The following is a 527-nucleotide window of genomic DNA, read 5'->3' on the forward strand; positions in this document are numbered from 1 at the left end:
GGATTCCGCTGATTATCGACAACGCTTACGGAATGCCGTTCCCGAATATTATTTACAGCGATGTGACGCTCAACTGGCACGAAAACATTATCCTCTGCTTCAGCCTTTCTAAAATCGGCCTGCCCGGTGTGCGTACCGGCATTATTGTCGCCGCGCCGGAAGTGGTCAAAGCCGTCAGCAGTTTGAATGCGATTGTGAACTTGTCGCCTACGCGTTTCGGCGCGGCGATTGCGGCTCCGCTGTTAAACGACGGCCGTCTGAAACAGCTGGCCGACCAAGTGATTCAGCCGTTTTACCGTCGGCAGGCGCAAACGGCGGTCTCCCTGCTCAAGCGTGAGTTGGGTGCGTATCCGTTGAAAATTCATAAGCCTGAAGGTGCGATTTTCTTGTGGCTTTGGTTTGAAAACCTGCCTGTTTCGTCGCAAACCTTGTACGAAATGCTCAAGGCTGAAGGCACGCTGATTATTCCGGGCGAGCATTTCTTTGTCGGCATTGATAGGCAAGACTATCCGCACGCACACGAGTGT

Annotated in this window: 1 protein-coding gene; it reads left to right on the forward strand. The window is 52.9% G+C overall.

What is annotated here, in order from left to right:
* A partial coding sequence (locus ACTHUR_RS17885; RefSeq protein WP_440400083.1) for an aminotransferase class I/II-fold pyridoxal phosphate-dependent enzyme occupies positions 1-527 on the forward strand: 527 nt, incomplete at both ends.

Source organism: Neisseria sp. P0021.S007, assembly GCF_051956855.1.